This is a genomic window from Hymenobacter sp. BT491 (assembly GCF_014349165.1).
GTDB classification, from domain to species: Bacteria; Bacteroidota; Bacteroidia; order Cytophagales; family Hymenobacteraceae; genus Hymenobacter; species Hymenobacter jejuensis.
Window position 1 is genome coordinate 562,483 of record NZ_JACSJJ010000003.1, and the last position, 20,432, is coordinate 582,914.

Sequence of the window (20,432 nt, forward strand, 5' to 3'; positions counted from 1 at the left end):
TCACTGCTCAGTTTGCGTTCCTGCTGAATCCGGAAGGGGTATGAGGTCGGCTGCTTATATTTGCTGGCATCGCGTTTGAGTAAGCCCCGGCTAAAACTATCATTACCGCCTCTATGAATCGCCGCTGGCTTGCGCTTGCCTCTCTATTGACCCTCGTAGCGGGTCTGTTGACTTCTTTTGGCCCGAATGATGTAATGCGGGCTGTGCCCAATACCAGCTTTACCCGCGGCGAAGTACTCAATTATAAAGTTCATTACGGGCTAATTAATGCCGCTGAAGCGACCATTGAAGTAGCCAACGACATTCACCGCATCAACGATCGGCCGTGCTACAAGGCTACTGTGACTGGCCGCACAACCGGCTCCTTCGACCTGTTTCTGCGCATCCGGGATACGTGGCGTTCGTATATCGATACGACCAGCATTCTGCCGCAACGCTTTTTTCGCAACATCGAAGAAAACCATTACCGTAAAAAAGAAACCGTAGATTTCGACCACGCCCGGGACGTAGTGATGGTAGAAGTACGGAAAAAAGAGAAGGACCCGCCCAAGCAGGGTACCTATAAAGTTCCCAACAACGTGCAGGACCTAGTCAGCGGCGTCTACTTTTTGCGCACCATCAATTACGACCAGCGCCGCATTGGCGAAGTCATCCGGGTGCAAGGTTTTTTTGACGAAGAAGTGTTCAACATGGATGTCATTTACAAAGGCCGGGAAACTGTGGAGACAAAAGCCGGCAACATCCGCGCCATCAAGCTGGTACCGAAAATGCCAAGCAACAAGCTTTTCCGCGGCGAAAATGCCATCTCCGTTTACCTTTCCGACGACCGCAACAAGATTCCGGTACTCATTCAGGCCGAGATGTTTGTAGGCTCCGTGAAAGTGGATATGTATAAATACCAAGGCCTGAGGAACCGGTTGAATCTGGTGGCTCAAAACTGACCCTTTTAGTAAAGCGACTCTGGTGAGTCGCTTTTTTTATGCCCGAACCGCAAGCGCTTCACAAAATGGTAACACGTCCTGCCGCCCGTCAGACGGTATTTTTGTCGTCGCGTATATTTTTCTACCCCCAATCCCCTCGTACCGTGCAGCAGCCTACGCCTTCGCCCAACGCCTACAAGATTCTCGTGGTAGATGATGACCCAGACATCGTCGAATTGCTGGAGTACAACCTGCGCAAAGAAGGCTACGAAGTAGCCAGCGCCACCGACGGCCGCAAGGCCTTGGAAGTGGCGCCACAGTTCGGCCCCGATATTATTTTGCTCGACGTGATGATGCCGCACCTCGATGGCATCGCTACCTGCCGGTTGCTGCGCGAGCAGCCGTTGTTCAAAGACACATATATCGTATTCCTGACGGCCCGCGCCGAGGAGTTTTCGGAGGTAGCGGCCTTCGAAGCCGGTGCCGACGATTTCATTGCCAAGCCCATCAAGCCGCGCGCCTTGCTTAGCCGCCTCGCCGCTTTCGTGCGCCGCGACCGCAACCCCCAGGCCGTGCAGGACACCATTGAGATAAACGGCCTCACCATCGACCGCACGGGTTTTGCCGTGTACCAGGACGGCCGCAAGATTGTGCTGCCGAAAAAGGAATTTGAGCTTCTCGCCTTTCTGGCGGCCACACCGCACAAAGTGTTTGGCCGCGACGAGCTGCTGCAAAATATCTGGGGCAACGACGTGTTTGTACTGGCCCGCACCGTGGACGTGCACGTGCGCAAAGTGCGCGAGAAAGTAGGCGATCACCACATCCAGACGATCAAGGGCGTGGGCTATAAATTCAACACCGACTAAGCCGCCGCAAATTAATATACCTCCTTATAACATATTGATTATAAGACACTTGTAATTTAACTTTCCAAAGTGGACCTTTCATCGCGGTCTATTGCCATCCTGATTGCGCTGCTGGTAGCCGGCGTGCTGACTACGTTTGCGTGGGTGGTGCCCGCCATGGCCTTTCGGGAAGCCTTTCTGGCTGGGGGCATTACGGTAGCAGCGTGTTTTTTGCTGGTGTATCTGTCGTTTGAAGCGCTGATTTTTCGCGAGATCAACAACATTTACGCAAGTCTGGAAAACGTCAAGCGCAAGGAATTTAAGCGCCTTTCCAACAAGTTTCTGTTCCGCCCCGAGCCCCTTAAGCGCCTGCGCGACGAAATCCTGCAAATGGCCGAGCGCCGCCAGAAGGAAATCGACGAACTCAAGCGCCTGCAAGCCCTGCGGCGCGAATTTCTAGCCGACGTTTCGCACGAATTGAAGACGCCTATTTTTGCCGCGCAAGGCTTCGTACACACCATTCTGGACGACGACGAGGTAGACGATTTTACGCGCAAGAAATTCCTGACCAAAGCCGCCGCCAGCCTCGACGCGCTCGATGCCTTGGTGCAGGATTTGGTGACGATATCGCAGCTGGAAAAGGGCGTTGTGCGCATGCGTCGGCAGGCCTTCGACTTAGCGGCACTGGTGCGGGAAATCTTTGAGCTACTAGAGTTGAAAGCAGCCCAGCGCAACGTCGAACTGGTACTCTTTCCACCGACGATTCCGGCTACGGGTATCTACGTGCTCGCAGACCGCAACCGAATCCGCCAAGTGCTTGTCAATCTGATAGATAACGCCATCAAATACGGGCGTGAGAACGGCCACGTAACTGTCACCCTCATTGAGGGAAACAAGGTGGTCAAAATTTCGGTGCGCGACGACGGAGAGGGCATCCCGAAGCAACACCAAAACCGCATTTTCGAGCGCTTTTATCGCATCGACAAAAGCAGGTCGCGCGATTCGGGCGGTTCGGGTTTAGGCTTAGCCATTAGCAAGCATATTGTAGAAGCGCACAAATCGGCCATTCGGGTGCACAGTGAGCTTGGGCACGGTACCACGCTGGAATTCAAGCTTCCACGGCCCAAAAATATCCCGGCGCCTCCCAAAGATACCCCAACCGAGGCATAAGCTTCCGTGACTTCGGCGTACCTTTGCGGCCCGCTATGAAGCATCCTGATTTTCAAGACTTAATTCTGTTTGAAGACGAAGACTACATCGTCATCAACAAGCCGCCTTACCTGGCTACCCTCGACGAGCGCATCGGAACGGCCCCTAACATTTTGCGCATGGCCCGGCAATACCACGACGACGTGCAGGCCTGCCACCGCCTAGACAAGGAAACTTCGGGGGCTTTGGCGCTGGCCAAAAACCCGGAGGCATATCGTCACCTTTCGATGCAGTTTGAAAACCGCGAGGTCAGCAAATTATACCATGCCGTCGCTTGGGGCATCCATCAGTTTGACAACCAATTGGTTGATCGCAGCATCGAAACAACTTCCAAAGGCAAAGCTCGTTTGGCCTACAAAGGCAAACCCGCTGAAACCTACTTCACCACGCTCGAAACCTATACCCGGCATACCTTGGTACAATGCGTTCCGGTTACGGGCCGCATGCACCAGATTCGGCTGCACCTGATGTACTTACAGGCACCCATTGTAGGCGATACGCTCTACGGGGGCGAGGACTTTTACCTATCCTCCATCAAAAAGAAATTCAATATGAAGGAAGGCGAAGAAGAGCAGCCTTTTATCAAGCGTTTTGCCCTGCATGCTGCCAAATTGAGCTTTGCCAAGCTCAGCGGTGAGCCGATTACGGTAGAGGCTCCTTACCCAAAAGACTTCCGCGTGCTGGTCGAAAACCTACGTCAGTATAAGTAGAACGCGCTTTGGCGTTTGCTGCACTATACAATTCTTAACCACTGACTTGCATATCCAGCGAAAGACCGTAACTTTGTGTCCGTTTTTGCCGGACCGTATCCGGATTCTTCTCATTTCCAACTGCTTATCCTCCTCCCCAATGGATCATCTGAGCTTCAAGACGCAATCCGTCAACAAAGCCAACGCCAATAAGGGCTGGGTCGTGATTGATGCCAGTGTTGCACCGCTTGGCCGCTTGGCCAGCCAAATTGCAAACATCCTGCGCGGCAAGCACAAGCCCTCGTTCACGCCCAACTCCGATTGCGGCGACAACGTCATTGTTCTCAACGCCGACAAGCTGCGCGTGACCGGCAAGAAGATGACCGACAAGATTTACGTAACGCACTCGGGCTATCCGGGTGGCCAGAAGCGTATCAACCTACGCGACAAGAAGGCCAAGAACTCGGCCAGCGTAATTGAGCACGCAGTAAAAGGCATGCTGCAAGGCAACCGTCTGGGCCGTGAGCAGTTCCGTAACCTGTTTGTGTATGCCGGTGCTGAGCACCCACACGAAGCCCAGCAGCCCAAAGCTGTTGAACTAACGAACCTCTAAGTCACTAGTTGACTTTCTTTTTCTTAACTTCTTCATTTAATGGAAATTACCAACACCTCTGGTAGAAGAAAAACCTCGGTGGCCCGCATCTACATGCAGGCCGGGCAAGGGAATATCACTATCAACGACCGGGAAATGAAAGCCTATTTCGGCAACGAACTCCTGGAAAACATCGTGAACCAGCCCTTCGCTACGCTCGAGAAACTCGGGCAGTATGACGTAAAGGTGAACGTGCGCGGCGGCGGTATCGCCAGCCAAGCTGAAGCTATCCGCTTGGCCATTTCGAAAGCCCTTGTGGAAGAAACTGCTGAGTCTCGGCCAGCGTTGAAGAAGGAAGGCTTCTTGACCCGTGACCCCCGCATGGTAGAACGCAAGAAGTTCGGCCGTCGCAAGGCTCGTCGCTCGTTCCAGTTCTCGAAACGCTAATCCCAGAGGAAATCTATCATGGCTCAGTCCACCACTTATAAAGACCTGCTCGACGCAGGTGCCCATTTTGGTCACCTTACGCGCAAGTGGGATCCGAAAATGGCGCCGTACATCTTCATGGAGAAGAACGGTATCCATATTATCGACCTGAACAAAACTCTTGTTTCGCTGGATCAGGCTACCAACGCCATCCGCAACATTGCAAAGAGCGGCCGTAAGGTCATGTTCGTTGCAACGAAGAAGCAGGCTCAGGAAATTGTAACCGAAGAGGCCAAGCGCCTGAAAATGCCTTTCGTAACCGACCGGTGGTTGGGTGGCATGCTCACTAACTTCGCTACGGTTCGCAAGTCGTTGAAGAAAATGAGCACCATCGACAAGATGGTGAAAGAAAATACAGCTTACGCGGCACTGGCCAAGCGCGAGCGCCTCATGCTGTCGCGCGAGCGTGAAAAGCTGGAGCGCGTTTTGGGCGGCATTGCCGACCTGAGCCGCCTGCCTGCTGCCCTGTTCGTAGTGGACGTGAAGCGCGAGCACATTGCTGTGAAAGAAGCCCAAAAGCTGAACATCCCGGTATTTGCGATCTGCGACACCAACTCGAACCCGGAGCTAGTAGACTTCCCAATTCCTGCTAACGACGACGCTTCTAAGTCTATTTCGCTGATTGTTGGCGCAATGGCCAAAGCGATTGAAGAAGGCCTGTCGGAGCGCAAAGTCGACAAGGAAGAAGCTGACAAGAAGCAGTCAGAAGAAGAAGGCATTAAGGAAAAGCAGAACGCCGACGAATAGGCTTGCTGACCGTTATAAAAAGGGAACATGCGAAGCACTCGGCTCCGGTGTTCCCTTTTTCTTTACCCGCAACCTGTCAGAATGACGGAAATGCAGAGTTGGTACAATCCGTGGAATACGGGGCCAACTGCTTCCTTTTCGCAAAAGGATTTGCGGCTTGAAAAGATTTAAAACCTCCTCACCCATAATCTCACAGTAATGGCTATTACCGCCCAAGACGTGAACAAGCTCCGCGCCATGACCGGCGCAGGCATGATGGACTGCAAAAAAGCGTTGACTGAAGCTGATGGCGATTTCGAAGCCGCTCGCGACATTCTTCGCAAGCAAGGTCAGAAAATTGCCGACAAGCGTGCTGAAAATGCTACTGCCGAAGGCATTGTATTGGTAAGCGTTAGCGAAGATGGCACTCAAGGCAAGTTGGTAGCTTTGGCTTGCGAAACTGAGCCTGTGGCCAAAGTGGAAGACTTCCGCAATTTGGCTAAGCAAGTAATGGACGCCGCCGTATCGAGCAATGCTGCTTCGAAAGAAGAGTTGTTGTCTGCTAAAGAATCGGATGGCCGTTCGGTACAGGAGCACATCACCGACCTGATGGGCAAAATCGGCGAGAAGATCGACGTAGTTGCTTACGAAACACTGACCGCTGAGAAAGTTGCTTCCTACATCCACTCCGACAACAAGAAAGGCGTGTTGGTAGGACTGAAGAACGTAGGTGGTGCTGACACTACCGAAGTAGGCCGCGACGTAGCAATGCAAATCGTAGCGATGAAGCCTGTTGCCGTTGACAAAGACGGTGTAGATTCGGCTACTGTAGAGCGCGAAATTGAAATCGGCAAAGAGCAAGCTCGCGCCGAAGGCAAGCCAGAAGCTATGCTGGAGAAAATCGCTCAGGGCAAGCTCAACAAGTTCTACAAAGACAATACCCTGCTCAACCAAGAGTTTGTGAAGGACAACTCGGTAACTATCGCCAAACTGCTCGACAACAAGCAGAAGGGCATGACCGTCAGCGACTTCAAGCGCGTAGCTATTGGTGCTTAAGCTTAGAATCCGTACTTACTAAAAAAGCCCGCTGGTGTAATGCCAGTGGGCTTTTTTATTTACTCTTGGAGCGAGTTGCGTGATAACTCCCAGAGTACCTCCATCGCCTCGGCGGCGCGATCTATTGGGATGAATAAGTGATCGTGATAATAAGCAGAAACGGTGTTTACGCTGATGCTATTTGCCGCAAGCTTTCCGGTGACGGCAGCTAAAAAGCCGACGGCTTCGAGGCTAGAATGCACTGCTAAGGTAATCATCCGGAATGCTGAAGCATAAGAAAGCTGCGCGGCATCGGCTTGCGCCCGAGTCAGGATAAGTGTCGAGCCTTCTTCTTCGCGAAACCAGCAGATAGCCTCGCGCAAAGCGGTAGACGGTGCGTTACGTGTAGTACAGAAAACAAATTCTTCCGCCCGCAAGATCGGCTGCATCGACATAAGCAGCACCGACAGATTCATTTCGCCTTCCATCACAAATATTTGACTATCAATTAGTTACCTGCCATGTGCATCCGATAAGCTCGTACCCTTGCTTCCGCATTTTGCCGGATATTCAGGTAAAACAGCGCGTAGTCGGCGATGTGGAATGAATGACGCAACTCGGGGCGCCCCGGCAGCAAGAAGCGCGGATAGCCCGCAGCTTTGGGCGGATGCACCCACACCAAGCCGTTGTGCACTTTGGCATCTACCACAGCTTTATCAAGGCCCGTGAAGCTATAGGGGGTGCCGCCCAAGTTCAGGGCGGCGGGCGCGGTAGCAGTGTCGCGGGTCCAGGTGAGGGGGTTGGTCGCTACGCCGCCCTCGAAGGGCGGGTAATCATTGCCCCACTCTACCGTATTCCAGCTTACGTAACAACCGGTTTGCGTCGAATCTTCGCAGGGCTTAATACTCTGGTATTCATTGTTTTTGACGTTGAACCCAATGAGGTAAGCGGCGACCAACTGCTTTCGCAGCTTCGGGTCGTTGTCAAAGAACTCGTGCAGCAAGCGCGTAGCATGCAAGGTACCTTGGCTGTGGCTGGCAATGATGATCGGCCGACCCATATTATAATGGCTCAGGTAATATTGAAAGGACGCTTTTACGTCGCTGTATGCCAAGTCGAGCGCCCGCTTGCCGCTTTCGCTCTTGTCGTCGAAGAAGGAGAACAACGTAGCCTGTCGGTAACGCGGCGCGTAGATTCGGGCCGTGGAATTGAAGACGCTTGCCTGCTTGCGAATGGTACTGGCGTCGGTGAATTTGTTTACGGATTCATTGCTCAAATCAGCGTTCCAAGCGCCGCGGCGATAGAAAGTAGTCGGGTGAACAAAGAACACATCCACTGGCGCGTCGCGCTGGCGGTCGTGCAAATCGGTATTGCGCGGCACCGCGTCGGCCGAATCACGGCGATCGGGCAGCGCCGCCCAGTTGGCCGCCATGGCATAATCGGGTTCGGCCGCCGGCTGATACGTCGTGAAATCGCGACTAGGCCGGATAACGCCAATGCAGGAAGCTAGCAGTAAGGGAAGGACGAGCGCCGATGAGCGCAACAACTGAATCAGGATAGAGCAAGAACGAAACATGGAAAGCTCAAAAACCGCGACGAAGAGCCAAATGACGCGGGAATATTCTAGTTAATCAGTAAAAGTGTTCTCCAACAGCCGCTCCTGCCGGAGGTAAGAGATTTTCATATTCCGGTCGAGGCGCATTCGTACCTGAGCCCGGGTTTGCTGGTGTTTGTTCAGCGACGTCCGAAAAGCACTGCTTTTTTCCAGGAAAGTAATCACGCGGGAGCCGTCGTTGGCAACCGGACCTACCTTTAGGCTTCCCGGCTCAATCTGCGTTTGTGCCTCCTGAAATTCAGGGAAATGACTGCGCGTCAACTCTTCGTTGATGGCAGTTGGCGTCACGTTTTGCAGCGTGTAAAAGCGCTCTACATTAGGCGCAAGATATTGCGCGGCTGCAAAGGGCGGCGCTTTCAAATCTTCGTAATACGCCGCTAAGAGGCTCTGCACCCGCGACGTGACAGATGCATCGCTCTTAGTAGCGCTGTCTTCAGCCGCGGGTGTATCAGGCTCATTAGCAGGCGTTTGTACAGGCGCCGGAGTAGTAGCGGGCACGGGGGCCGTAACTGGCGCCTTCGCCGAATCATGGGCGGCAGGCGTCGAAACAGCTGGGGGGATGGCGGGCCTTACGCGTACCGTTTCCGGACCTGTGGCCGCTGGCAAATCAATTTGCGCATCCTGTGGCCCCACCTCTGGCTGCACTACCACGCTGTCAGCTTCGGTTTTGGAGGTGCTGGTGAGCCTCTCCGATTGCCGATTGCCGAGCACCAGATACGCCACCAACGCCAGCAACGCCACAATGCCGCCTACAATCAGGATCGTGCTCAAAGGGCTACGGCCGGCCGGGGGCGTTACATACGGTTCATCTTCTTCCACAATGGGTTGTGGAGCGCGCCGAACCGTAGTTTCGGGAGCGGGCGGGGGCACTACAGGCCGCACGGGCTCGGTGGGACGTGGCGCCTTGGCTTCCTGCTGCTCCCGAATAAATGAATCAATCGGCGAGGCCGGAGTTACGGGTGAGGAAGCACGCGGTGCAAGTGGCTCATCTTTTGGCACTTCGGGCGAAGGCGGTGTGAAGGAAGACGGCGTTCCCAACGGAGCGGTTGACTCCCACGGCGGCACGGTAGCGGACGGGGGTGGCGTCAGGGACTTGGGCGGCAGGAACGCGGGCTCCTCCGCTTTCGGAGTTGCGGAAGGCGGCAAAAAGCTCTCTTCCACGGGCGGAATCAACGTAGGATATTCCGGGGCGGGCGGCGCAGGATTCGAAGCAGGTGTAGATGCTGCAGGCGGCGCAGGAGGCGAAGCGGGCGAAGTCGGTGCCGTATCGCTGAAGACCAATTTGCGCTTCAGCGTATCGAACTCCTGCTGCGTAATAGCGCCCGCATCCAGCCATTCTTTGAGCTGGCGCAGGGTGTCGAGAGGCGAAGGATCTTTTTCCATGGCAAAAGCGGCGCGTTAGGGCGAAGCAATGCAAGATGCATGCGGACTATTTACGGTCGAGGGCCGACAAACGGTCACGCCGACTTTGCAGCCGGGCTTTGCGCAGGTCCAGCAGTTGGGCGTTGGTGATGAGCTTCACCGAGTCTTCGCGGGCTTTGAGGGTATTTTCGATGTTCTGCTTTTTCAGCGATTCGATCTTGGCCAGGTTGCTGGTGGTGTTGTTTTGCAGACTGACGCGTTCCTTTTCCAGCTTCTCCTTCTCTTTTTCTGCGTCTTTCAACTGCTTTTCGGCGGCGGCTATCTGCTCACGAAAGGCTTTTAGCCGGGCCGCCGTAGCGAAGTTCTGCGTGATGTTGCGCAGGGCCGCGAATTCTGATGGGGTTCGGTCGGGGCTCAAAAACGCGTCCGGGCCCATAGCAGCCCACACCGACAGCTCCGAAACCGTATCGGAAGGCGACGTAACGGTGGAATACAAGTCCAGCAGCTTGCCCGAGACGCTGGACACGGGTGCTTGCTTGGCCACCAACAGGTCTTTTTTGCCCACGCCGAACACGCCCTCGCCCTTCAGCTTGATGCTATAGGTATCCTTCAGCCACGACACCCAGAAATCGCGCGTCCATTGGGCGGTGCCTTCTACCTGCACTTTGAGGGCGTCGCGCTCTTTGCGTTCGTAGTTGACGCTGTTGGTGCGCACGTCGTAGAGCTGCGCCGAAGCCGATGTAGCCGCAATGCACCCGAGAAGGCAACCGAATACCAGAAAATACAAGTGTTTCATAATCAAATTGATACGTTTTGAAGCTTAAGATAAGCTACTTTTTACGGTCGAGCTAAAAAAGGTCGTGCCGCTCCATGGCCGCCTGCAAATCCTGCCACATCAGGTCGAAGCGTTGCACGGCAGCTTGCAGAAACTCTTCGTCGAGCAACTCGCGCACGTCGGCATCGCTGCTGACGTCCATCTCGCTCACCTTGTAAGTTTGTTCCAGCGGGCCTTTTTCCAGCTTGATGAGGTACTTGCCGTTCCACGAAAACAGCGTGATTTTGGCCGCAGGATGCGGAATATCGGCAACGTGTCGCATGGCAGGAGCAATTATTAGCAAGGAAAAGGCGAAGATAGCGCCCCCGCCCTACTACTTCGTCGGCAGCCTGCGAAACAGACCCGCACCCGCTGCGTAAACTAGCAAGCTGAGTACTTTTTTGTTTCACTCTCTAGCTTACCACATCATGCCCAGAGGAGATAAATCGGCGTACACCGACAAGCAAAAACGGCAAGCCGAACACATTGAAGAAGGCTACGAAAAGCGTGGCGTTTCGGAAGACGAAGCCGAACGTCGGGCTTGGGCCACCGTCAACAAAGCCGATGGTGGCGGCAAGAAAAGCGGCTCCGGCCGTAAAAAATCGAGCTAAATCTACGCCCCTACTTAGGCGGAAAGCAAAAGCGTCGGACTCGCGTAGGAGCCCGACGCTTTTTTTGTAAGTATTTATCTACCAAATACTTATCAAAACACCCTTAGTCGATGATGCGGACCGGGTGTACGCGCAAGGCAGACTTGGGCTAAGGTTTCTGCGCTACCAGTTTCACGAGGCGCACGCGCTGCATTCCAAAATCGCCGATGCCTTCGGGCTCCTCATAGCGCAAGATCTTGAAGCCGGCGGCGGCGTAGAGCTTTTTCAACTCGTCGGTATCAAATACCACGTCTTCGCCGATGCGGCGACCTTGGGTAGCGTCGCGGTGAAAGCCTTCGATTACGACAATGCCGCCGGGCCGCAACGACTGCCGCACTTTTTCGACGTACCGCCGGCCGCCCGCGTAAATGAAAGCCACCAAATCCCAGCGGTTGGTACCGAAATCGTAGTCGGCGTCGCTTTGGAGCGCGGTATGGATGGTGACGTGGGCCTGCTTGGCCTTTTCTTGCGCCAGCGCCACGGCTTGGTCGGCAATGTCGATGCCGGTGACGTCCCAGCCCTGCGTCGCCAGATAAATGGCGTTGCGCCCCTGCCCCATCCCGACGTCGAGGGCTGTGCCGGGCGTGCGCCCCTTGATGCTTTCGGCCAACAGGGCGTTTGGCTCTTGGTTGAACACGTAGCCCGGCTGCTTGCCGGTAAGCACTTTGTTCCACCGTTGCCGCTCCAGTTCGGTTTGTTGCTGAGGCGTAGGTTGTTGCGCCGCGGCGCTTCCCCACGCCCCGAGCAGCAGCAGTAGGCTTACAACGAAGGCTTTCACAGTAGTAACGCTTGAGGTTAAAAGAAGGAATTCAACGAAAAACACATTATATATTTGATTATAAGATACTTAATAAATGCATACAGCCAGCTATCCCGCCGGTCGTTTCAGCGCTGAAGGCGGCTTAGCGGTACGCCGGCGGGGGGACAGAGCGTTCTTTCCTGCGCATTTCCTGCCTAACTTTCCCGGCCTGTTTTCTTTCTTTTCTGTTTCAATGAAAAAGCTTTTTTTCACGGCGCTCGCGTTTTTGCCGCTGGTCGCTGCCGCCCAATCTGCCCCGTCTGATGTGCTCACGCCGGAATTGCTCTGGAAGCTGGGGCGGCTGGGCGAAACCCAGGTGTCGCCCGACCGCAAAACCGTGGCTTTCACCGTCACGCGCTATGATTTAGCCGCCAACAAAGGCAACGCCGACATTTACACCGTACCGGTGGCGGGTGGCGCAGTAAAGCAGCTAACCACCACGCCCGGCAGCGAAAACACGATCAACTGGCGCCCCGACGGCAAAAAGCTCACGTTCGTATCGGGCGAAAGCGGCACCGATCAGCTCTACGAAATAAACCCCGACGGATCGGGAAAGCAGAAAATCAGTGAGTTTTCGGAGGCCGGTTTTGCCAACCTGAAGTACGCGCCGACGGGAAAGTTTGTCCTCTACTCGCAGGACGTGAAAGTGGGCAAATCGGTGCAGGACCTCTACCCCGACCTGCCCAAAGCCGACGCCCGCATCATCGACGACCTGAATTACCGCCATTGGAACACTTGGGACGACTTTAAAGCCAGTCACGTTTTCTTCCAGCCCGTCGCCGACAACGGCTCGCTCACCGGCTACGGCAAGGACGTGATGGCGGGCGAGAAATTCGATTCGCCGTTGCAGCCGCTGGGCGGTGCCGAGCAGTTGGCTTTTGCGCCCGATGGCTACAAGCTGGCTTACACCTCGCGCAAGCTCACCGGCAAGGCCGAAGCGGAAAGCACCAACTCCGACATCTACCTATACGACATCCGGACGGGCCAAACCCAGAACCTTTCCGAAGGCTTGGGCGGCTACGACACCGAGCCGGCGTTCTCTCCCGATGGTACGCAAGTTGCGTGGCTGAGTATGGCCACGCCGGGCTTCGAGTCGGACCGCAACGGCATTGTGGTTTACGACTTCAAAACCAAGAAGCGGGCGGACATCACGGCAGGTTCGGAGCAAACGGCCAGCAACATTCGCTGGAGCCCCGACGGCAAGACAATCTACTTTGTGAGCGTGCTGCAAGGCACTGAGCAGCTGTTTTCGGTGCCGAGCAAGGGCGGCAAACTCAAGCAACTGACCAAAGGGCAGCAGAACTACAACTCGTTTGAGCTGGCCGGCCCCAACCTGGCCATCTGCAACCGCACCACCATCAGCAGCCCCGCCGACTTGGTGCGCGTCGACCTCAAAACCGGCCGCGCTACGCCTTTGACTACCCTCAACCAGCAGGAATTGGCGGGCATCAAAATGGGAAAAGTCGAAGATCGTCGCGTGACTACCACCGACAACAAACAGATGCAGGTGTACGTCATCTACCCGCCCGACTTCGACCCGAGCAAGAAGTACCCTACCCTGCTGTATTGCCAAGGCGGCCCACAATCGCCTATCACACAAGCATTTAGCTATCGGTGGAATTTTCAGCTGATGGCGGCGAACGGCTACATTATTGTGGCACCAAATCGCCGGGGCTTGCCGGGCTTCGGCACGGAGTGGAACAACAGCATCTCCGGCGACTGGGGTGGCCAGCCCATCCGCGACTACCTTTCGGCCATTGATGCGGTGAGCCAAGAGCCTTTCGTGGACAAAGACCGGCGCGGCTGCGTGGGCGCTTCTTACGGCGGCTATTCGGTGTATTATCTGGCCGGGCATCATCAGGGCCGCTTCAAAACCTTCATCTCGCACGACGGACTCTACGACTTGGCCAGCTGGTACCCGACGACGGAAGAAATGTTCTTTGCCACCCACGACATGGGCGGCACGCCCTGGGACGCCACGCTGAACAAAACCTACACCGAGTTCGACCCACGTCTGTTCGCTAAAAACTGGGACACGCCCATTCTCGTCATCCACGGTGGCGTCGATTTTCGAGTGCCCATGGAGCAAGGCATGGAAGCTTTCGGCACGGCCCAGATGCGCGGCATTCCGAGTCGGTTCTTGTATTTCCCCAACGAAGGCCACTGGGTACTCAAGCCGCAAAACTCGGTGCTCTGGAACCGGGTATTTTACGATTGGCTGGCGCGGTATCTGAAACCGGAAACGGCAAAATAACTACCTGAAAACGGCTCGTTTAGCTTGAACGAGCCGTTTTTTAATCTCATGCTTTTACGCCAGTTGTCGCTGCGGCTGAAGTCGCAACACGATCAGCAAGCCCAACACCAGCGTGCCGCAAGCCAAGCCGATCATGGGCGCTGTGGTCAATTCCAGCAGCCAGCCGTTGAGGTAGCTGCTGGTCACGCCGCATAAGTTGACCATAGCCATGTAAGTTGTAAACTGCGAACCTTCGATTTTGGGCTGGCAGAACGCCATCAAGGCCGGCATAGCCGCTACGCTGATGAGCGGATCGGCCATGTTCAGCAGCACTAACCCGCCAAAGGCCAACGGCTTGTAGTGCCAGAACGGAGCTAAGCAACTGAACATCAGCAAAAAAACGCCCAAGCCTACCATAATCCAGCGTTGTAGGCGGGCCGTCCCTAAACGGTCGACCAAGAATCCGCCGCCCAGCAGCAGACCAAACGAGGCCAGGCTGCTCCAGCTCCCCTGCAAAATGGACACGTCGCGGTCGGGCCAGTGCAGATTGTGAATCAAATGGAAAGAATAGGCCGCCCCGAACACGTAGCTGCTCAAATAAGCCAGCAGAATGATGCCGAAAGCCCGCAGGCTGTAGCGCTCGGTCATGGCGCGGTAGAGCTCTCGAAACAGCCAGCCCAACGACGGATTCTCATCAGGATCGGTGCCTGGCACCACCGGGCGCGGATGCCGGCCAAAGGAAGGCAGCAAGCGGTCGTGGCGATCGAGCTTAATGAAGAACGTAAGCACCGTAAACACCAGCAAGGCCAGCGACTGCAACAAAGCCGCCCTGAAAAAGCCGCCGTGGTGCAGCATATAAGCCAAAACCGCGCCGCCAGCTGCCCAGCCCAGCAAAAAGCCGCCGCGCATAAACGCATTCACGCGCCCGCGCTCGGCCTCCGGCACGGTGGCAATGGCGATGGCATCGACGCTGGCATCTTGAATGGAGGCAAACACACTGTGCACAAAAAATACCAGCCCCATAAGGGACAGCTGCGCCACCGGATTGCGTACCGACAACAGCGACAGCGACGCCAGAAACGCTACCGTTTGCGTGAGTACCACCCACTGCTTGCGGTGCCCAATGATGGAGTATTGGAATTTGTCAATCAACGGCCCCCACACAAACTGAAACGTCCAGGGAATACCCACAACAGCTGCGAAGGAGCCAACCGCCTTTGCAGATAACCCATTGCCTATCAAATAGTTATATACTGCAGTTAGGGCAAACCCCGCGGGAATGCCTTGCATGACATAGAGATAGAAAAACGTGAAGTATCGCAGCCCGACACTTTCTTTGAGTACAGGAACACGCACGCGGAGCAGGTTTTTCGCTGGAATATGTGTAACAAAAAACCCTGGGCGTTGGCTGTGCTTCGCGCTGAAATCTAATGACTTACGCCACTACTGCTTCCGTCACCTTCCCGATGTCGCTGCTTACTTTTTGGATGAACTCCAGCTGTTCCATCAGCAGGCGGTCGTCGGCGGAGGGCTCGGTTTTTTGGCGGCCCTCCGAAGCAGACGCCGCAGCTTCAGCAGCGGGTTCGGCGTACTGGGGGTCGAGCTTTTTGAGGCTGTTGTTCAGGGATTTGAGCGAGCGCCGCACCGCACGCAAATCCTCGGTGGGGTAAGCCGACGGGGCGTTTTTCGCCATCATCGTGGACGTGATGGTGGCGATGTTAGACGAGAGAATGTGGTTGAGCACCACAAACTGATGCACTTCTTTGCTGTTGCGCTGCTTGCTTTTGGGCTCGGAAAGCATGCGCTGGAAAGCCGCAGCAAGGTTGGCCGAACTCACATACACTTCCTTGCGGGCCAGCTTGTAATCGGTGATGTGGATGCTTTTGCCGGCCAGCGTTTCCGCCAGTTTCTGTAAGTACTTGACGTTGGCCCGGATTACGTCGCGCATAAAGTCCGTCAGGTGCTCCGATTCCCACTTCGGAAACAGTAGGTATCCGGCCGCAAACGCAATGACGCAACCGATCACCGTGTCCTTCACCCGCTCTTCCGCGATGGTGAGGTAGCCCACGCCCAGGAAGCTGAACAGGATCAGGATGAAGGGCGTCATGAAGGTGACGTACACAATGTAGTTCTTGCGCTGAAAGCTATACGCCATCACCATAAAGAACAGCAACACAATGAATTGCACGGTTTTGTCGTGCACCAATACCAGAAAGAAAATGGCGATGGCCCCGCCGCCGAGCGTACCAATTACGCGCTCGTAATTGCGCTGTTTGGTGAAGCTGAAGGCCGGTTTCAGCATGTAGGCCACCGTCATCACGATCCAGTAGCTGTGGTGGCCGGCAAAAAGCAATTTGGCCACCAGAAACCCCACGCCGCAAGCCAGCACCATCCGGATGGAGTGCCGAAACACGGCCGAGCTGAACGTGAAGTTGTCGGCCAGCACCTTCGGGCTGTAATCTTGGTGCGACACAAACCGCGAATACTCGAGATCGTAGCTGCCGATTTCTTTGGCTACCTCCTTGGCATTGAAGTAGTTAAGAATATCATTGACGCGCTGGGTCAGGTTGCGCAGGTTGATGAGTATCTTCTTGAGCACGAGGTTGTTACCATCCTCGTCGGCTGTGGCATCAATACGAGCTTTGAACCGCTCCAACGGGGTGCTCAGGTTGATCTGGGTTTTGTAGGGGCGATTGGACTGGATGGCTACGCCGATGTGATCCAACTCGTTGGCCATCACCTGAATAAGCTCGGCTACGTCGTCGAGCACGCCCGACCGGCCGAAGCGTTCGCGCAGGGCGGCATAATCGTAGTAGGTGGCCGTAATGTGCTCGTACAGATCCACCACGTCCACAAACGTGAGCACCAGCCGGCGGCTGGTATTCGTCGATTCTTTTATTACCTGCCGGCTCTTAAACAGCACTTCGCGCACGGCGTCCTGCTTTTCGTTTACGATAACTTGCTGGGCCACCAACCGCCGGTAGTCTTCCTCCAGATCGGTATCGGTGCGGTAAAACGCCGCCTTGACTTTCATAAACTGGGCAATGGCGTGAATGCACTCGCCCAGCGCCTGTTGCGCCGGCCGGTAGGGCCGCACTTCGAAAAACGCCAAGGCCAGCAGCATGTACCACACGCCGCCAGCCAGCACCAGCAAGGCATGCGTTAGCACCTGAGGCGCTTCCAGCGGCTTGTCCATCGTCAGAATCATGATTAGCAGTGCCGCCGAGCCCAGGGCCGAGGCCCGGTTGCCGTAGACCTGCACCATCGTAAACAAGAAGCTAAGCGCCAGCACCTCCAATCCCATCGTGACGACGTGGAGGCGCGCAAAGCCCGTGAGCAAGGCCACCACAAAAATGCAGAGGTTGCCCAGCAGCATCCCGTTGCGCTTGTGCAGCACCGGGCCCGGCGTATCGATAATGCTCACGCACAGAGCGCCTTCGGAAAGTGTAAGGCCGGTTTCGAGCTGACCGAACTGCGCGAACAACAGCGCCGGAATCAGGACCGAAAGTGTGATGCGCAAACCATCCGAAAAGTCCTGACTAAAGAGGAAATACTGGATTTTTCGCGTCTGCTCTTTCATCTCCGCGTTCGGATACTCAAAAGTTCGGATTGACAAAATGGAGTGTTTAACGGTAGAAAAGCGCCGGGCATCGGTGCCAACTTTGTTTCAGCTATACGCGGTGCCGGCTGAGCTGTTCGGCCCGGAATAGTTGCTTTAAGTAAGGCATTTTGGCGCTACCAGCCGGGCTCAGTGCTGACAAAAACCCACCCAAAAAGAAACCCCAGCACTTGCGGGCTGAGGCTTGAAGCACTGGGCAGAAAAGAGCGGCGGCGCTACAGGTATAGCTGCTCCTGAATGGGAAGCGTGTAGCGCTCGCCGCAGCTGAGCAGGTGCACCCGCAGATCGCGGATGGTGAAGGGCGTTTCCGGCGCGATTTCGTGGATGTTGGTGTAGGTGCTGTGCGTGCCATCGACGATGACAACGATGCCGCTGCCAATGACTTCCAGCTCGCACCCCTGCGTCACGACGACGCCGGTATCTTCTTCCAGGCCCAGGCCCAAACAGCCGGGATTGGTAGAAATGATTTGGGCCATGCGCACGATGCGGCCGCGGGCCACAAAATGCGTATCAATGGCCACGTCGTGCATAAACTGCAAGCCCGTGGTGATGTGAATTTCGCCTTTCCGAATGCCGGCATCGTCGCGGCCCTGGTACACCATCGGCGTCGACATGGCCGTGGCACCCGCGCTGGTGCCCGCAATCACGATGCGCTCGTTGGCGTAGCGCTGCTTCAGGCACATGAGCATAGCCGTACCACCCAGCAGCGCCGTTAGCCGCAACTGGTCGCCGCCCGTAAACATAAAGCCGTCGGCTTCCTTGATCAGACCGATGCATTCCATGCTTTCGGCTTCGTTGCGCGTCTTGATGTTAAGCACTTCCACGCGCTTCACGCCCAGGTCGGTGAATACATTCACGTAGTCTTTGGCTGCTTCTTCCGGTTCGCTGGAAGCCGTGGGAATGACGACCACCAGATCCTTTTTTCGCAGCTCGTCGACGAAGCGGCGCAGAATGGCGTCGTTCGCCATTTCATCGGTCTGGCTCTTGCCGTCGTCTTGTTGAGTGCGTTCTTTTTCTTCGTGTCCGCCAATGGCAATCAGTGTGCCCTTGGGCTGCGGACAGTGCGTGTCGGTGAGGGGGTCGGCGCTTTTCTTTTTGTTTGGCATACAAATACCTCAGCAGAGGAAAGTGGGTGGATTAGCCGGAAAAGGGTATTTTGCTAAATACTTGAAAATCAAGCATTTACTTAACGGGCACTAAATCCGAGTTAGCAGGCCCATTCAGCAGCTTGCCGAAAGCATCGAAGCGCGAGCCGTGGCAAGGGCAGTCCCAGCTGGTTTCCAGCTTGTTCCAATGCACCACGCAGCCCAAGTGCGGGCAAATGGCCGAGCACTCGTGGGTAGCGCCCTTTTCGTCGCGGTACACGGCTACTTTCGTGATGCCGCGCCGCAGTACCGCACCGGTACCCGGCTCGATTTCCGCTTCCTTCGACACATCTCCGCCGGTAAGCAAATCGGTGTATTCGCTGGCCACGTTGAGGTTTTCGCGGATGAATTCCTTGGCCGATTCGGGCTTGACCGTGACCCGGCCCGGATCGTAGAGCTTCGCCCACGGATTGGACCGCCCCTGGATGAGATCGGTGATGATCATGGGCCCCAAGGTACCGTGCGTCATGCCGTGGCCCGAGTCGCCGGTGATGATGTACACGTTGTCGTCGTCCAGGGGGTTGCGGCCCGCATACGCCAGACCGTCAACGGGTTCCATCACCTGCCCCGACCAGCGGTACTCAATGCTTTTGATGGCCTTAAAACGCGCGCGCGCCCATTCTTCCAGGCACCGCAGGCGCTCTTCGGGGTTGTCTTCCTGTCCGGTTTTGTGGTCTTCGCCGCCCACGATGAGCAGGTCATAATCGGTTTGGCCGCCGCGCGGGCCCTCTGTCACTTCCTGCACCCGGATGTAGTGATACGGATCGGCCGTATCCCAGTACAGGGCTTTGGTAACCGAGCCTTTCGGCACCTTCGCCGCGATCACGTAGGTGCGGTAAGGCCCCTGCTTGGTATGCATGACAACGCGGTCGTTGAACGGCGTGTTCGTGGCCACTACAACGGCTTTGGCCGTTACTTCATGGCCCTTGGCCGTCGTGACGCGCGCCGGGCTGCCGCCGTGCACTTCGATGGCGTGCGTGCGGGTAAAAATCTGGCCGCCTTGCCGCCCAATAGCCTCTGCTAACCCACTCAGGTACTTGAGGATATGAAATTGACCCTGGTTCGGGAATACCAAGCAAGGGCCGGTTTCAAATCCAATCACGCCGGCATCGGGCATCAGGCGCACATCGGTGAGGCCGGCGCGGTGGGCGGCTTCTCGCTCGTCGACCAGCTCTTTCTCGGTACCGTTTTGGGGCAAAAACAAGTAGCCGTCGAGGCGCGTGAAGTCGCAGTCGATTTTTTCCTCCAGCACAATCTTTTCGATCTGGTCGATGGCTGCGCCGTGGCTTTCGGCCGCCAGTTTTGCGCCTTCTTTACCAAACAACTGTTCGAGCGTGGTATAGCGGTCGTCGAGGGCGTTGGACAGGTGAGCCGTGGTGCGGCCGCTTTCGCCGCTGGCTATTTCGCCATCTTCCAGCACAATCACCTTTTTACCCTCACGCCCAAGCAAATAAGCTGTGGTCAGGCCCGCGATACCGGCCCCGATTACGACTACGTCGGCCGACATATCTTTCTCCAATACCCCGAAAACCGGAAGGCTGGGTGCAGTAGCAAACCACGACGTTGGGGTGGTACCGGAAGACTGGTTGGGCGTGAGGCTTTTGGACATAGCGGATGGGTGTAGAAAGACGGAGTTGTAGCTGTTTCGTGTACGCCCGGCAAGGCCGTGTAGTTAGGCCAAGCAAATCCGTGT

At 55.7% G+C, this 20,432-nt stretch carries 20 protein-coding genes; 10 read left to right on the forward strand and 10 right to left on the reverse strand.

Going from position 1 to position 20,432, the window contains the following annotated elements; all coding sequences use genetic code 11:
- Positions 1 to 113 precede the first annotated feature (113 nt).
- The 8 genes from H9I52_RS13910 (at position 114) to tsf (ending at position 6,523) form a co-directional block, all read left to right on the forward strand.
- Entirely contained in the window at positions 114 to 941 is an 828-nt protein-coding gene (locus H9I52_RS13910) for a DUF3108 domain-containing protein (protein WP_187454356.1), read from the forward strand.
- 65 nt (positions 942 to 1,006) lie between these two features.
- Positions 1,007 to 1,786, forward strand: a complete 780-nt coding sequence (locus H9I52_RS13915) for a response regulator transcription factor (protein WP_187454357.1) — start codon at positions 1,007 to 1,009, stop codon at positions 1,784 to 1,786.
- A gap of 69 nt (positions 1,787 to 1,855) precedes the next feature.
- Positions 1,856 to 2,935: a sensor histidine kinase gene (locus H9I52_RS13920; RefSeq protein ID WP_165699379.1), complete on the forward strand. Its 1,080-nt coding sequence runs from the start codon at positions 1,856 to 1,858 to the stop codon at positions 2,933 to 2,935.
- A gap of 35 nt (positions 2,936 to 2,970) precedes the next feature.
- A complete protein-coding gene (locus H9I52_RS13925; protein ID WP_187454358.1) occupies positions 2,971 to 3,684 on the forward strand; it encodes an RluA family pseudouridine synthase in 714 nt (237 codons plus the stop codon).
- A gap of 139 nt (positions 3,685 to 3,823) precedes the next feature.
- Positions 3,824 to 4,276, forward strand: a complete 453-nt coding sequence (rplM, locus tag H9I52_RS13930; RefSeq protein WP_139515982.1) for a 50S ribosomal protein L13 — start codon at positions 3,824 to 3,826, stop codon at positions 4,274 to 4,276.
- A 39-nt stretch (positions 4,277 to 4,315) separates the two neighbouring features.
- Positions 4,316 to 4,702, forward strand: coding sequence for a 30S ribosomal protein S9 (rpsI, locus tag H9I52_RS13935; protein ID WP_139515981.1), 387 nt, complete (start codon positions 4,316 to 4,318; stop codon positions 4,700 to 4,702).
- Between the two features lie 18 nt (positions 4,703 to 4,720).
- Positions 4,721 to 5,488, forward strand: a complete 768-nt coding sequence (gene rpsB / locus H9I52_RS13940; RefSeq protein ID WP_139515980.1) for a 30S ribosomal protein S2 — start codon at positions 4,721 to 4,723, stop codon at positions 5,486 to 5,488.
- 198 nt (positions 5,489 to 5,686) lie between these two features.
- A complete protein-coding gene (gene tsf, locus H9I52_RS13945; protein ID WP_187454359.1) occupies positions 5,687 to 6,523 on the forward strand; it encodes a translation elongation factor Ts in 837 nt (278 codons plus the stop codon).
- A gap of 59 nt (positions 6,524 to 6,582) precedes the next feature.
- On the opposite strand, the gene H9I52_RS13950 is transcribed toward tsf, so the two are convergent.
- The 5 genes from H9I52_RS13950 to H9I52_RS13970 are packed head-to-tail and all read right to left on the reverse strand — an operon-like array spanning position 6,583 to position 10,576.
- Positions 6,583 to 6,990, reverse strand: coding sequence for an ACT domain-containing protein (locus H9I52_RS13950; RefSeq protein ID WP_187454799.1), 408 nt, complete (start codon positions 6,988 to 6,990; stop codon positions 6,583 to 6,585).
- A 20-nt stretch (positions 6,991 to 7,010) separates the two neighbouring features.
- Positions 7,011 to 8,078 carry a DUF3089 domain-containing protein gene (locus H9I52_RS13955; RefSeq protein WP_187454360.1) on the reverse strand — a complete coding sequence of 356 codons (1,068 nt, stop codon included), beginning with the start codon at positions 8,076 to 8,078 and terminating at the stop codon, positions 7,011 to 7,013.
- A 51-nt stretch (positions 8,079 to 8,129) separates the two neighbouring features.
- A complete protein-coding gene (locus H9I52_RS13960) occupies positions 8,130 to 9,500 on the reverse strand; it encodes an SHOCT domain-containing protein (protein ID WP_187454361.1) in 1,371 nt (456 codons plus the stop codon).
- Positions 9,501 to 9,546: 46 nt separating this feature from the next.
- Positions 9,547 to 10,275 (reverse strand): hypothetical protein, encoded by a 729-nt coding sequence (locus tag H9I52_RS13965; RefSeq protein WP_187454362.1) that lies wholly within the window; start codon positions 10,273 to 10,275, stop codon positions 9,547 to 9,549.
- A gap of 52 nt (positions 10,276 to 10,327) precedes the next feature.
- Complete coding sequence (locus tag H9I52_RS13970; protein WP_139515975.1) at positions 10,328 to 10,576, reverse strand: hypothetical protein; 249 nt, start codon at positions 10,574 to 10,576, stop codon at positions 10,328 to 10,330.
- A 145-nt stretch (positions 10,577 to 10,721) separates the two neighbouring features.
- Here H9I52_RS13970 and H9I52_RS13975 point away from each other — a divergent pair, with 145 nt between their 5' ends.
- Positions 10,722 to 10,904 carry a hypothetical protein gene (locus tag H9I52_RS13975; RefSeq protein ID WP_139515974.1) on the forward strand — a complete coding sequence of 61 codons (183 nt, stop codon included), beginning with the start codon at positions 10,722 to 10,724 and terminating at the stop codon, positions 10,902 to 10,904.
- Positions 10,905 to 11,052: 148 nt separating this feature from the next.
- Here H9I52_RS13975 and H9I52_RS13980 read toward each other — a convergent pair whose 3' ends face one another.
- The gene (locus H9I52_RS13980; RefSeq protein WP_187454363.1) at positions 11,053 to 11,721 is read right to left on the reverse strand and encodes a class I SAM-dependent methyltransferase; all 669 of its coding nucleotides are present in this window, start codon (positions 11,719 to 11,721) and stop codon (positions 11,053 to 11,055) included.
- 214 nt (positions 11,722 to 11,935) lie between these two features.
- Between H9I52_RS13980 and H9I52_RS13985 the strand changes: the two genes are divergently transcribed.
- Positions 11,936 to 13,996 (forward strand): prolyl oligopeptidase family serine peptidase, encoded by a 2,061-nt coding sequence (locus tag H9I52_RS13985; RefSeq protein ID WP_187454364.1) that lies wholly within the window; start codon positions 11,936 to 11,938, stop codon positions 13,994 to 13,996.
- Between the two features lie 54 nt (positions 13,997 to 14,050).
- Here the strand turns inward: H9I52_RS13985 and H9I52_RS13990 are convergent, their stop codons facing one another.
- The 4 genes from H9I52_RS13990 to H9I52_RS14005 form a co-directional block, all read right to left on the reverse strand.
- Complete coding sequence (locus tag H9I52_RS13990) at positions 14,051 to 15,331, reverse strand: MFS transporter (RefSeq protein WP_316248040.1); 1,281 nt, start codon at positions 15,329 to 15,331, stop codon at positions 14,051 to 14,053.
- Between the two features lie 79 nt (positions 15,332 to 15,410).
- The gene (locus tag H9I52_RS13995) at positions 15,411 to 17,555 is read right to left on the reverse strand and encodes an FUSC family membrane protein (protein ID WP_187454366.1); all 2,145 of its coding nucleotides are present in this window, start codon (positions 17,553 to 17,555) and stop codon (positions 15,411 to 15,413) included.
- 254 nt (positions 17,556 to 17,809) lie between these two features.
- Positions 17,810 to 18,700 carry a cyanophycinase gene (locus H9I52_RS14000; RefSeq protein WP_187454367.1) on the reverse strand — a complete coding sequence of 297 codons (891 nt, stop codon included), beginning with the start codon at positions 18,698 to 18,700 and terminating at the stop codon, positions 17,810 to 17,812.
- Positions 18,701 to 18,776: 76 nt separating this feature from the next.
- Positions 18,777 to 20,348 carry an FAD-dependent oxidoreductase gene (locus H9I52_RS14005; RefSeq protein ID WP_187454368.1) on the reverse strand — a complete coding sequence of 524 codons (1,572 nt, stop codon included), beginning with the start codon at positions 20,346 to 20,348 and terminating at the stop codon, positions 18,777 to 18,779.
- Positions 20,349 to 20,432 lie beyond the last annotated feature (84 nt).